This is a genomic window from Serratia sp. CY47280 (assembly GCF_052168655.1).
In the GTDB taxonomy this organism is placed as follows: Bacteria; Pseudomonadota; Gammaproteobacteria; order Enterobacterales; family Enterobacteriaceae; genus Serratia; species Serratia bockelmannii.
Genome location: NZ_JBJNMG010000001.1, coordinates 1,611,496 through 1,624,402, shown reverse-complemented (window position 1 = coordinate 1,624,402; position 12,907 = coordinate 1,611,496). Strand labels below are relative to the sequence as shown.

Below are 12,907 nucleotides of genomic sequence, written 5' to 3'. Positions count from 1 at the left end.
CCTGTTGGAAAAATGAAAACGAAACAAAACCCGGTTGCCCTGCGACAACCGGGGGGCAACGGTACGGGGTTTAACTTAAACGAATCTTAAACAAGGCGGATTGCAGGGCGTTCCAATCGGCATTTTCGCTGTGGATCAGTTCAATTCGGCTGTCGAGCGGTGCGAGCGGGCGGGTTTCGATGTTGAGATCCTGCCCCTGGCGATTGATCAGCAATGTGCCTTCGGGGATGCGCACCACGCCTTTGATTCGTTCGACCGGCGCCAGCCGCACCCACTCCATGAAACCGACGGTATCGAACCGGGTGTCGCCGTCAAAAATCCAGCCGCAGCTGGTGAAGCCTTGCCCTTCGTTCAGCGCTCGCCGCCAACGGGCGTGTTCCGGCAGCCGCAGCGCCGCCAGCCCCTGCTTTTTCGCCTGACCATGATGATGCTGCGCGTCCGGCAATTCTGTACGATTTGTGCGAGGAAGTGACAACAGCGCGACATCTGCTTCGCCTTGCGCGATGGCGTAGCAGGGCCGCTGCAGCGAATCTTGCGCCCTCCAGGCTTCCAGCGCCAGTCTGTCTTGCGGTTGATAGGTGTCGTTTTTGCTGGCCAGAATAACGTCGGCCGCGGCCAGCTGATCGCGGAAATTTTCGTTGTCGCGGTAGCGGGGTTGGCTAAGCTGGCGGGCATCCAGCAGGCACAGCGTGGCCTGCAGATCGATCCAGCCGGCATAGCTCTCCTGGGTCAGCAGTGACAGGATTTGCTTCGGGTGTCCTAGCCCGGTCGGCTCGATCAGCAGCCGGTCCGGTTTGGCCTGTTGCAACAGCATATTCAAGCCCACCTGCATCGGCAGGCCGTTGACGCAGCACATGCAACCGCCGGGGATCTCTTTGAGCACCGCGCCGCTGTCCGCCAGCAGCGCGCCGTCGATGCCGATCTCGCCGAATTCATTGACCAATACCGCCCAGCGTTCATGTTCGGGTTTATGAGCCAGCAAATGGCGGATAGTGGTGGTTTTACCGCTGCCGAGGAAACCGGTAATCAAATTGGTTTTGGTCATTAATCATTCCTGGCGCAAAAATTAACCTGCTTAATAAATGAGTTACGCAGCCGTATCGGTGAAACGACCGCGATTTAATTTGTGCTCTATCTCGCAAATTTTGCACGTCACCCTGCGCTTTTCAACCGATAAAATCCACCTTTCTTTGCAAGAAAATTCTTAGATAAAACCCTGTATTAGATACGGTTAACTTTTGTTAGTAGCTTGTTTTTACATTGTTAATGACGAGATTAACGATCAAATCCTGTCCCTTTCCTTGCGATTATTCCTAACAAGATCCTCTATGGTTAAATTGGCTTAACTAAAAATGAGGTTGCCATGAATACCTTTCGGTTATTTTTGATCGTAGGAATGTTGTTTTCATGGACGGCAGTGAGTCAGGCAGGAGTGGCCGGCGGGGTAATTCGCTTCGTCGGCTCTATCGTTGAAAGTCCTTGCACGGTCAAGATTGCAGATTCTAAGGCGAATACGCAATGTTACCGCAACGGCCAGCATTATCAGGCCCAGCAAGCGTTGTCAGGTTTTGATACTACACGCAAAGAACTTCCGCTGAATCTTGGCACAACCGAAATGAAGTGGGTAGACCAACAGAAGAAACTTGCTGTTATGACGGTCGTTTATCGTTAAGTCGTTCCGCCATGCCGGCGTAACGTTACGTCGGCATGGTTATTCTCAGCCTGCAGGCACTTCACCGCTTCACCCACTCCTTCACCGTTTCACGCGCACCGCGATCGCGCAGTGACAAATAGGCTTGCGTCACTGCGTCGGTAAACCCCCCATGCGTCGCCAGCGCTTCGCCGAACACCGGTTTGAGCGCCAGCAGCGCCGTTACGCGCCGCCGATCGTCCGGCGTGGCGGCGACAGTCTGTTGCAGCACGTCTGCCAGCGGATCGCGAATGTCGATCGGCTGTCCGGCGTCATCGACGCCGCCGATGTAACGCATCCAGCCCGCCACGCCCAGCGCCAGCCCGCTATAGTCGCCGCCGTGCCGCAGATGCCAGCGCACGGCGTCCAGCAGACGCTGCGGTAGCTTCTGCGAACCGTCCATGGCGATCTGCCAGGTGAGGTGTTGCAGCGCCGGATTGCTGAAGCGCGCGATAAGCTGTGCGGCGTAGTCGGCCAGACTGATGCCGGTGACGCTCAGCGTCGGGGCCTGTTCGTCCAGCATCAATCGCAGGGCGGCGCGACGGTAGTGCTCATCCGCCATGCACTCGTTGATATAGCGGTAGCCGCCCAGGTAGCCGAGATAAGCCAGGAACGAGTGGCTGCCGTTCAGCATGCGCAGCTTCATGTGTTCAAACGGCAGCACATCGCTGACCAACTGGGCGCTGCCCAGCTCCCACGCCGGGCGTCCGGCGACGAAGTGGTCTTCCACCACCCATTGAATGAAGGGCTCGCAGGCGATGGCGCATTCGTCGCGCACGCCGCCCAGCGCGGCGGCGATCTCATCCAGCGTAGTCGGCGTGGCGGCCGGCACGATGCGGTCCACCATGGTGCAGGGGAAGGTGGCGGCGGCGGCGATCCAATCGGCGAGCGACGGATCCCGCGCCTGCGCCAGATCGAGCACCGCCCGGCGCAGCACGTGGCCGTTCTCCGGAATATTGTCGCAGGAGAGCAGGGAAAAGGCGGGCAGGCCGCGTTCGCGCCGCAGCCGCAGCGCCTCTACCACAATGCCGGGCACGGTCTGCGGCTGATGCGGCGCCGCCAGATCGGCGACGATCCCCGGATGCTGCCAATCCAGTTGCCCGTTGCCGGGCTCGATGCAGTAGCCTTTTTCGGTGATGGTCATCGAGACGATTGCCACCTGCGGCTCTGCCAGCTTCTCCAGCACCGCGGCGATGCCCTCCAGCTTGCGGTGCAGGCTTTCATGCACCGCGCCGATCACAATGGCCTGATGGCCGTCAGCGCCTTTCTCCAGCACGCTGTACAGATGATCCTGCTGCCGCAGCGCCTCAAACAGCGGCACGCCGCCAGACAGGCTGATTTCGCAAATGCCCCAGTCGCCGCCCTGGGCGTTCAATACCCGATCCGTCAGCAGCGCTTGATGTGCGCGGTGGAAAGCGCCGAAACCCAGGTGCGCGATACGGCTGCGCAGGGCACGGCGATCATAGTTCGGTTGCCGGACGGTGCCCGGTAGCGGGGTGTTGGCGATCGTTTTCATCTCATCTCCAAAGCGTGTAGGACAGCTGGCGGGCCACTTGCATCAAGTTAGCGGACCAGTTTGCCGCCGTATGGGCAGGGTGGCGCCGGCGATAAAAAACTGCGACCAGTGTAGGTCTGTCGACAAGTTAAAGGAATTGGTCAGTCCAAAATAAGCCAAAATCGTGAAGTGGATCAACCAATGCGCGGTTCACTTTTGACAGCGCGTTGCGAAAGAGTACCTTAAAGGTAACTGACATCTACGTTAAACTGGTATAACAGCATCGCGATGCGAGACAGGCATAAGGACAAAACATGGAACAAACATGGCGTTGGTATGGCCCGAACGATCCGGTCTCTTTGGATGATGTGCGTCAGGCCGGGGCGACCGGAGTCGTGACGGCGCTGCATCATATCGCGAACGGCGAAGTCTGGCCGATTGATGAGATCCGCGCGCGCCAGACGTTACTGGCGGAAAAAGGACTGGTGTGGTCGGTGGTGGAGAGCGTGCCGGTGCATGAGGAAATCAAAACTCACAGCGGTGACTGGCAGCGGCATATCGCCCATTACCAGCAGACGCTGCGCAACCTGGCGGTCTGCGGCATCGATACCGTCTGCTATAACTTCATGCCGATCCTCGACTGGACGCGCACCGATCTGGCCTATTCGCTGCCGGACGGCGCCAAAGCGCTGCGTTTCGATCAGATCGCCTTCGCCGCGTTCGAGCTGCATATCCTGCAGCGCGCCGGCGCCGAGGTGGACTATACGCCGCAAGAGCGCAGTCAGGCGGCAGCCTATTTCGCCGCCATGAGCGAGGAGGAGAAAGCCACGCTGACCGGCAATATCATCGCCGGCCTGCCGGGAGCGGAAGAAGGCTATACGCTGGATCAGTTCCGCCGCCGCCTGGCGGAATACGACGGCATCGACAAGGCGCAATTGCGCGAAAACATGGCGGTCTTTCTGCGCGCCATCGTGCCGGTGGCGGAAGAGGCCGGCATCCGGCTGGCGGTGCATCCCGACGATCCGCCTCGGCCGATCCTCGGCCTGCCGCGCATCGTCTCCACGATTGAAGACATGCAGTGGCTGAAGCAGACCGTCGACAGCATTCATAACGGCTTCACCCTGTGCACCGGTTCCTACGGCGTGCGCGCCGACAACGATCTGGTGCGGATGATTGAAACCTTCGGCGATCGCATTCACTTCACCCACCTGCGCGCCACCTGCCGCGAGGAGAACCCGAAAAGCTTCCACGAGGGGGCGCACCTGCAGGGCGATGTGGACATGGTGGCGGTGATCGAAGCGATCCTGACCGAAGAGCTGCGTCGGCAACGGGCCGGCGATCGGCGGCCGATCCCGATGCGCCCCGATCATGGGCATCAGATGCTGGACGATTTGAAAAAGAAAACCAATCCGGGCTATTCGGCCATCGGGCGGTTGAAAGGGCTGGCGGAGCTGCGCGGCGTCGAGCTGGCGCTCAAGCGGCGCTTTTTCCCGGAGTTGCCGTAGCGGAAAATGAAACGGGGCCGAGACTCGGCCCCGCTGGCGCGACTAGTCAGCGCGGCTCATGTAGCGGCGTTCGGCGATATGAATGCGAATTTTGTCGCCGGCGCTGAGGTATTCCGGCACGTGGATCACCAGACCGGTCGCCATGGTGGCTGGTTTGTTGCGGGCGCTGGCGGAGGCGCCTTTGATGCCCGGCGCGGTCTCGACGATTTCCATATCTACGGTCTGGGGCAGCTCCAGCGCCAGCACCTGGCCATCCAGCGTCAGCACCTGCATGCCCGGCAGGCCGCCTTCCGGAATGAACAGCAGCTCGTCTTCGATCTGGTCTTTCTTGAAGATGTACGGCGTGTAATCTTCGTCATCCATAAACACGTATTCTTCGCCGTCGATATAGGAGAAGTTCACCTTGCGGCGCGACAGGGAAATGGTGTCCAAGATATCGTCGCCCTTGAAGCGTTCTTCCACTTTCAGGCCGGTGCGCACGTCGGAGAAGCGCATTTTGTACAGGGTGCTGGCGCCGCGGGCGCTCGGGCTCTGCACGTCGATATCTTTTACCAGCAGCAGCTTGCCGTTGTAGCTGATCGCCATGCCGCGTTTAATTTCGTTAGCTCTTGCCATTTCAATTCATCCGCAATGAAGAGTATTAGAGAAGTTGCGACAAGGTACTCGCGCCACCGATTTCAGGCAATAGCCCGGCGCAAAAACAGTGCGGGAAAGGGAGGGCGGCCGCCCTCCCGTCGGGGATTAGTGGAAGACCGGCAGCAGACCGAACAGCGACAGAATATGCGCGGCGGCGTTGATCAAGCCGAACAGGATGACGAACAGGATCACGCCGTTACCGCCCGGTGCGCGGTAACCCGCCTGCGGATAGCGGCGGCGGCTGGCGCGCGCCATCAGCGCCGGCACGATCACCGCCCAGATGGTGGCCGCCAGCCCGGCAAAGCCGATGGCGTACAGAAAACCGTTCGGGAACAGCAGCGCGGCCAGGGTCGGCGGCACAAAGGTCACCAGCGCGGTCTTGCTGCGCCCGACGGCGTCATCCTTGAACTTGCAGAAGTCCGCCAGGTAGTCGAACAGGCCCAGCGACACGCCGAGGAACGAGCTGGCCAGCGCCATATAGGAGAAGGCGTTCAGCAGTTGGCTGACGGTCTGGCTGCTGGAGACGTTGCCCATTTGCTTGAGCAGGCTGCCGATATTGCCGCCTTCGGCGATCACCTGCTTAAAGGCATCGCGCGCGATATTGCCCTGAATCACATACTGCCACAGGATGTAGATAGCTAATGCCAGCAGGGTGCCGTACACCAGGCTGCGCACCACGGAGCTGCTGTCCTTGTGGTAGTACTTCACCAGCCCGGGAATGTTGCCGTGGTAGCCGAACGAGGTCAGCAGGTAAGGCAACGCCGCCAAGGCGTAAGGCAGATAGCTGGCCTGGCTATCGCCGGTATTGAACAGCACCGCGGGCTGCACGTGGGTGAACATGTCGCCCACCGACATCACGAAGGTGATCACCATGCCGCCGATCAGAATGGTGCTCAGGCGGTCGACCGCGCGGGTGGAGAGCCAGACGATAAACGCCACGACCAGCGCGAACACCAAACCGGCGGTGGTCTGGCCGACGCCGACGATGCCCTCCAGCGTATGCGCGATGATCGAACCGCCCGCGGAGATATAGGCGTAGGTCAGGATGTACAGCACGAACGCCACCGACAGGCCGTTCACGGCGTTCCAGCCTTTGCCCAGCAGATCCTTGACCATGGTGTTGAAGCTGGCGCCGCTCGGGTAGTGCAGCGTGGCTTCGAGGATCATCAGGCCGGAAAGCAACATGCAGGCCCAGGTATACACCAGCAGCGCGACGGAGCCGCTGAACCAGACACCGGAAGTGACGATCGGAATGGAAAACATGCCGGCGCCAACGGCGGTTCCGGCAATGATCATCGCGCCGCCGAGGACGGAAGGGCGGGCCAGCTTCTGGATGGTGTCCGTAGACATGCGTGCTCCTGATGGAAGAAGTTCTTTTGTACTAGCTCAATGGTACATGGGTGCATGGCGCATGTAAAGCGGGGGGATTGCACGTTTCACGCGTTTTTGTCTTTAAATTGCGGCTTTTTGGGCGTTTACTCGCCAGGCGGCGAATCAGCCGGGGTAAGACGGTTGCGGGACGAGTGTAAAGATCGCAGGGGCGCAGGGATTCTGCTGGCGGCCACCGCGCGCGGCTGCTATTGTCGCGCTTCTTTTCCCCAGCCCACCAGGAGTAGCGCTGATGGACTGTCGCAGCGACTGCGGCGCCTGCTGTATCGCGCCGTCAATATCCAGCCCGATCCCCGGCATGCCGAACGGCAAGCCCGCCAATACCCGCTGCATTCATCTGGATGAACAGCTGCGCTGCGGCCTGTTTCATTCGCCGCTGCGGCCGAAAGTGTGCGGCAGCCTGCAGCCGAGCCGCGATATGTGCCACGATCACCGCGATCAGGCGCTGATCTACCTCACCAGGCTGGAAGCGGACACCGCGCCCTAAACTTCCCTCAGCTTCCACAGACACAGCGTCGCACCTGCCGCCATCGCCAGCGCGGCGTAAAATACCGCATGGTCGTTCCAGATTTCCGCCACCGCACCGGCGATGGCGCCGGCAATGACCCAGCCGACCCGAATGGTGTTGGTGAACAGCGTGGTGGCCGTGCCGGCCTGGCCGGGCATCAAATCCTGGAAGTAGAGCATGCCGATCCCCGCCAGCACGCCGATAAACGCCGCATTCAGCAGCTGCAGGGCGATGAGTTGCCAACTGCCGGTGATAAACAGCAGGCTGCAATAGAACAATACGCCGGCGACGGCGGCGCCGCGCATCAAACAACGCTTGCCGCAGCGTTTCGCCACCAGACCGGCGATCAGCATGATCGGGATTTCCAGCCCGGCGGCGGTGCCCATCAGCACGCCGACCAGCCGCTCCGGCAGCCGCAGTTCGTGCACCATATACAGCGGCATGTTGATCAGGTACATGCTGTTGGCGGTCCACATCAAAGTGCTGGCGCAAAACAGCAGTAGCGCATCGCGGCGATGCTGGCGCGGTGCGGCCAGGGGCGCACTCGCCGCGGCAGTTTTCGGCATGGAAGGCAGCCGTTTCCACACCAGCAGGCCGCACAGCACAAAGGCCGCCGCGCCCGCCAGATACATGGCCTTGAAGCCGAAGCCCAGCGCCAACGCGAAGGCGATCGGCGGGCCAATGACCCAGGCGAGCGAGACCTGTGCGCGCATGATGGAGGTGAACATGACCGCCTCGCGGCCGGTGCGATCGGCGTGTTCGCGCGCCAGAGCGAACATTTGCGGGTTAGCGGTGGAACCGAAGCTGGTGAGCAGTACGCCGACGAGCAGCAGCAGGTAATAGTTGCGGCTCCAGGCGAACAGCGTGAATCCCAGCGCCCCCAGCATACAGCAGAGGAAGATCAGTGATTTGCGGTCGCCTTTTTTATCCGAGCGGCCGGCGAGAAACTGGCTGACCAGAATGCCGATCACCGCGCTGCCGGTAAAGAACAGCCCAACCAGCGCCGGCCGCACCTTGACTTCGGTTTCCAAAAACAGGCTCAGCGTCGGGGTTTGCAACGCACCGGCGATGCCGGTCAGGAACGCCACCGCCAAAAAGGCCAGCGAAGTGAGATCGGGCGTGCGTCGCGTTACTGCGGATGAAGTCGGCATGGCGGTTGAGAATTCGTCGAAAAAGGGAGGTCGCGCGCATCATACGCCCGTTGAAATGAAACGCAAACCGCTCCTTTGCGGCGAAGGGTAAACGGATATGTCGCGCGGCGACGAGAAAAAAGGGGGCGCGTTGCGCCCCCTTGCTTGCTGGTAAATCAGGCGCCTTGCGGCACCGCGTGCGCGGTATTTTTCAGCGCCGGCCCCTGATATTTCTCGATCTGCAGCTGCGCCATCTGCCCGCAGTTGCCCTGCGCCAGGCTGGAAGAGCCGATGTCGAAGGTCAGGCAGTTGACGTTACCGTTCTTGCACAGCGAGCCGGGCTGCGCCGGATCGGCCGGATCGAACCAGGCGCCTTCGCTGATGCGCACCACGCCGGGCCGCACGTCTTCGCTGACCACCGCGCCCACCAGGATCTGGCCGCGATCGTTGTACGCCCGTACCAGATCGCCGCCAGTGATGCCGCGCGGCTGCGCGTCCTGCGGGTGGATCAGGATCGCTTCACGATCCGCTACCGCGTATTTCTCGCGCAGCGGCGTGTTGTCGAGCTGAGAGTGCAGCCGGTTGGTCGGGTGCGCGGTATTGAGCGACAGCGGATACTTGGCCGCTTCCGGCCCGCGATACCACTCGTGCGGCGGCATCCAGGTCGGGATGCCGGGGCAATCCGCATAATGCATTTTGGCGATTGCGTCGGAGTAGATCTCGATCTTGCCCGACGGCGTGCCCAGCGGGTTCAGCAGCGGGTTGTCACGATAATCGGCGAAGCGCACCCACTGCTTATTGGCCTCGGGCACCGGGAAACGCACGTAGTTATTGGATTGCCAGAACATGTCGAACGGCGGCAGCGCCACCCGCGCGGCGCGCGCCTGGTTTTTCATGTCGTCATACATGCCTTTCAGCCACTGGGTTTCATCCTTGCCCTCGGTAAAGGCCTCCTGCACGCCCAGCCTGGCCGCCATCGCCGAGAAGATGTCGAAGTCACTGCGCGATTCGTGCTGCGGCGGCACGCATTGATGCATCGGGAACACGTAGAGCTGTGAATAGTCGCCCCCCATCTCCAGATCGTTGCGCTCGTAGCTGGTGGTGGCCGGCAGCACGATATCGGCATGCTTGGCGGTGGCGGTCCAATAAGGTTCGTTGACCACGATGGTGTCCGGCCGCTGCCAGGCTTTGACCAGGTTATTGGTGTCCTGATGCTGGTGGAAGGTGTTACCGCCCGCCACATACACCATTTTCACCTCGGGGTAGGTGACCTTGGCGCCGTTGAAGTCGATGGTTTTGCCCGGGTTGCTCAGGCATTCGGCGATGCGCGCCACCGGGATCGGCGCCGGCGAGTTTTTCGGCGCATTGCCGGCGGAGATGCCGGCGATGATGCCACCCTTGGCGGTTGGGCTGCCGCCGGACGAATAGTGGTAGCTGAAGCCGAAGCCGCCGCCCGGCAGGCCGATTTGGCCGAGCATCGCCGCCACCGTCACCAGCAGCCAGTGCTGCTGTTCGCCGTGGTGCTGGCGCTGAATGCCCCAGCCGCCCATGATCATGGTGCGGCTCTTCGCCATCTCGCGCGCCAGCGCGCGCAGCGTGTCGGCATCGACGCCGCTGATGTCGGCCGCCCATTCGGCGGTTTTCGCCACGCCGTCGCTCTCGCCCAGCAGGTAGGCCTGGAACTTGTCGAAGCCGACGGTATAGGTTTTCAGGAAGTCCGGGTTATGCAGTTTCTCGGTCAGCAGCGTGTGGGCGATGCCGATCAGCATGGCGCCGTCGGTGTAAGGGCGCGGGGCGATCCACTGCGCATTGACGAACTTGGCGCTGTCGTTGTGCACCGGATCGATGCTGATCACCCGGGTGCCTTTTTTCTTCAGCGCCTCGAAGCCGGTCTGGCCGACGTGATCCGGCACGTTCCAGCTGTTTTTCAGCGTGACCATCGGGTTGCAGCCCCACAGGATCACCAGCTCGCTGTTTTCGATCACGTTCGGCCAGGCGGTCTGCTGTTCGTAGACCTCCATCGAGCCGACCACGTGCGACATGATCACCTGCGCCGCGCCGGTGGAGTAGTCGCCGGCGTAGCCGAGGAAGCCGCCGGTCAGGTTCATCAGGCGCTGCAGCAGCGTGCGGCTGTTGTGCAGCATGCCGACGCTTTTCCAGCCGTAGGAACCGGCGTAGATCGACTGCGGGCCGTGATCTTTCTGCAGGCGGGTGATCTCATTGCACACCAGCTCGGTCGCTTTGTCCCAGCTGACGCGCACCCACTCGTCGCGGCCGCGCAGCTCGGTACGGCTGCCGGGGCCGCCTTCCAGCCAGCTTTTACGCACCATCGGGTATTTGATGCGGTTCTCGGCGTGCACCTGATAAGGCGCCATGGTGATCAGCTCATTGGGATACGGATCGTCCTGCACCGGCTGCACGCCGACCATCTTGCCGTCCTGCACGATGGCCTCAAACGCGCCCCAGTGGGCGCCGGTCAGGATGCCTTTTTGCGCCTGACGCAAGACGATGAACTGCGGCAGCGCTTCGCTGATGGCCTGCGCCAGTGCCGCTTTGGGCCATAAGCCCGCCAGCAGCGGGGCGGCGGTCAGCGCGGCGGCGCCGGTCAGAAAGCGGCGGCGGCTCATGGTTAACGGTTGTTGGTTGCTCATTGCGCTTCTCCCTTAAAGCTTGGCCGGTGCGGCAGGTGGCATGTCGCTGGCGTGTTTTTGTACGTATTGTGTCAGCACGCGCAGCTGTTCCTGCGTCAGCGAGGTTCGCGGTGCCATGCCTTTGATGACGCCGATCCATTGGTTGGCGTTGAAGCGATCGAGCGCGGTCAGCCCGTGACAGCCGGTGCAGTTGGCCGACATCATGTCCGCGGCGTAGCGCCAGATTTTTTGCTGATCGTCGATCAGCTGCTTGCGCGGCAGCCACACCTGCAGAGAGACCTGATGCCAGACCAGGCCGGTTTCCGCATCGGTCTGGGTGGACGCGGTCTTCAGCTGTTTGCGCGCGTCTTCACCCAGCAGCACGCTGAGGATGCGCTTGCCCTGCGCGGCGTAGAACACTTCGCTGACCCCGTCTTGCTGCCAGCCGCTCACGGTGGCCAGCACCTTGTCGCCCTCCTGTTTCACCACCTGCACTTCGGTGGACGGCATCAGGTTGCCGGCATTATGGCTGTCGTCTGCGCTGAGGAAGAACGGTTCGGTGGCGATGGTGTAGAGGGTGGTGGCGCCCGGTGCGGTCAGCGCTGCGGCCTTGGCCAGCTCGGCGGCGCCAGCCTGGGTTTCGCCGCTCATGTCCGGCAGGATGTGGGCCACGCCTTTATGGCAGTCGATGCAGGTTTCGCCCTGTTTGATCGCCACCGGGTGCTGCAGGCGCGCCTCAGGGCGCTGGGCGGTGATGTCCATGGCGTCGTAGCTGTGGCAGGAACGGCAGGTGGCCGAATCGTTTTCTTTCAGCGTCTTCCAGACCGACTGCGCCATCGCCAGCTTGTGCGCTTCGTATTTTTCCGGCGTATCGATGGTGCCGACCATCTCGCCGTAGATGTCTTTTACCGCGCGGATCTTGGTCCACAGGTAATCGATCGGCTGATGGGGGACGTGGCAGTCGGCGCACTCGGCGCGGATGCCCTTGGTGTTTTGGAAGTGGACGCTGCCCTGATATTCGGCCAGCGGTTGTTGCATGGTGTGGCAGGAAACGCAGAAGGCGGTATCGCTGGTTTTATGGAATACGGTGGCAGTCCCGGCCAACAGCGCCGCGCCGAGGATAATCCCCAGCAGCAAAAGCCATAACCATCCCCACCGGCGCTTTTTTTCAAAGCCAGTCAGTTTTTTGCTCATGGTAAACCCGCTTATAATTATGAATTTAAAATAAAATCTTGCCAAAAGGCCACCGACCGGAGGTCAGAATGCCACGTCGATTGCAGGGGTAATAATAGAAGAGGGTTAACCCCATGGGGTTATCCGTAGTCAAAAAAATGGTTTATATCGCAAAAAATAGCGTTATATTCTAATTTATATAGCGGTGGGGCGGCGCAGCACGCGCTCGCGATGGGTCAGGCCGTGGGCAGATAGGCCTGGCCGCTCAGCCACAGGCGGATCGCTGTGCGGCTGGCTTCGAAATGGGGTTCCGGCAGAGAGTCTGGCGCGCACCAACGCCATTCGGCGCATTTTTCGGGTTCTTTCAGCTCCGCTTCGCCGCCGGGGTGATCCACCTGCAGGCAGATAGACACGGTGTGTTTGCCTTCGGCGTGCCAGGTTTGCAGATTGTTGCTGACGCCAACGAAGCGCGGCGGATCGATGATCAACCCGGTTTCTTCGGCAATTTCGCGCTGGGCGCACTGCTCGAAGGTTTCACCGGCATCCAGATGCCCGCCGGGGATCGACCAAAAGGGCGCGTGGGAGCCGCAGCGTTTGCCCAGCAAAATCTCGCCTTGCGGGTTGACGATGATCACCCCGACGCCCGTCACTACATTCATGCTTTTCTCCGTCAGCAAAGTTTCAGCACAGTATGTCATTTTGCCCCGGCGCTGACCAATGCGCCGATGAAAGTGTGCGTAAGCTCAAAAAT

General features: G+C 61.1%; 11 protein-coding genes. 3 read left to right on the top strand and 8 right to left on the bottom strand.

What is annotated here, in order from left to right; translation table 11 throughout:
* Window positions 1-70 precede the first annotated feature (70 nt).
* A complete protein-coding gene (locus ACJ8J4_RS07875) occupies window positions 71-1,045 on the bottom strand; it encodes a CobW family GTP-binding protein (protein WP_025303551.1) in 975 nt (324 codons plus the stop codon).
* Window positions 1,046-1,363: 318 nt separating this feature from the next.
* Between ACJ8J4_RS07875 and ACJ8J4_RS07870 the strand changes: the two genes are divergently transcribed.
* Window positions 1,364-1,672 carry a type 1 fimbrial protein gene (locus tag ACJ8J4_RS07870; RefSeq protein WP_004935734.1) on the top strand — a complete coding sequence of 103 codons (309 nt, stop codon included), beginning with the start codon at window positions 1,364-1,366 and terminating at the stop codon, window positions 1,670-1,672.
* Window positions 1,673-1,733: 61 nt separating this feature from the next.
* Here ACJ8J4_RS07870 and ACJ8J4_RS07865 read toward each other — a convergent pair whose 3' ends face one another.
* A complete protein-coding gene (locus tag ACJ8J4_RS07865) occupies window positions 1,734-3,206 on the bottom strand; it encodes a mannitol dehydrogenase family protein (protein ID WP_264383656.1) in 1,473 nt (490 codons plus the stop codon).
* Window positions 3,207-3,499: 293 nt separating this feature from the next.
* On the opposite strand from ACJ8J4_RS07865, the gene uxuA reads away from it, so the two are divergent.
* Entirely contained in the window at window positions 3,500-4,690 is a 1,191-nt protein-coding gene (gene uxuA / locus ACJ8J4_RS07860) for a mannonate dehydratase (protein WP_025303549.1), read from the top strand.
* A 42-nt stretch (window positions 4,691-4,732) separates the two neighbouring features.
* Here the strand turns inward: uxuA and yeiP are convergent, their stop codons facing one another.
* Together yeiP and mtr are read right to left on the bottom strand one after the other, a co-directional pair.
* Entirely contained in the window at window positions 4,733-5,305 is a 573-nt protein-coding gene (yeiP, locus tag ACJ8J4_RS07855) for an elongation factor P-like protein YeiP (protein ID WP_004935725.1), read from the bottom strand.
* Between the two features lie 126 nt (window positions 5,306-5,431).
* On the bottom strand, window positions 5,432-6,676 hold the full coding sequence (gene mtr / locus ACJ8J4_RS07850) for a tryptophan permease (protein WP_197826440.1): 1,245 nt from the start codon (window positions 6,674-6,676) through the stop codon (window positions 5,432-5,434).
* Window positions 6,677-6,947: 271 nt separating this feature from the next.
* Between mtr and ACJ8J4_RS07845 the strand changes: the two genes are divergently transcribed.
* Complete coding sequence (locus ACJ8J4_RS07845; RefSeq protein ID WP_164100093.1) at window positions 6,948-7,202, top strand: YkgJ family cysteine cluster protein; 255 nt, start codon at window positions 6,948-6,950, stop codon at window positions 7,200-7,202.
* Here the strand turns inward: ACJ8J4_RS07845 and ACJ8J4_RS07840 are convergent.
* The 4 genes from ACJ8J4_RS07840 to ACJ8J4_RS07825 all read right to left on the bottom strand — a co-directional run bounded on the left by ACJ8J4_RS07840 (window position 7,199) and on the right by ACJ8J4_RS07825 (window position 12,815).
* The gene (locus tag ACJ8J4_RS07840; RefSeq protein WP_264383655.1) at window positions 7,199-8,374 is read right to left on the bottom strand and encodes a sugar efflux transporter; all 1,176 of its coding nucleotides are present in this window, start codon (window positions 8,372-8,374) and stop codon (window positions 7,199-7,201) included. The two genes, ACJ8J4_RS07845 and ACJ8J4_RS07840, sit on opposite strands and share 4 nt — an antisense overlap.
* Before the next feature lie 155 nt (window positions 8,375-8,529).
* Window positions 8,530-11,004 (bottom strand): trimethylamine-N-oxide reductase TorA, encoded by a 2,475-nt coding sequence (gene torA / locus ACJ8J4_RS07835; protein WP_025303546.1) that lies wholly within the window; start codon window positions 11,002-11,004, stop codon window positions 8,530-8,532.
* Between the two features lie 12 nt (window positions 11,005-11,016).
* Window positions 11,017-12,177 carry a NapC/NirT family cytochrome c gene (locus ACJ8J4_RS07830; RefSeq protein WP_043136424.1) on the bottom strand — a complete coding sequence of 387 codons (1,161 nt, stop codon included), beginning with the start codon at window positions 12,175-12,177 and terminating at the stop codon, window positions 11,017-11,019.
* Window positions 12,178-12,392: 215 nt separating this feature from the next.
* Window positions 12,393-12,815: a nucleotide triphosphate diphosphatase NUDT15 gene (locus ACJ8J4_RS07825; RefSeq protein WP_043136420.1), complete on the bottom strand. Its 423-nt coding sequence runs from the start codon at window positions 12,813-12,815 to the stop codon at window positions 12,393-12,395.
* Window positions 12,816-12,907: the final 92 nt, after the last annotated feature.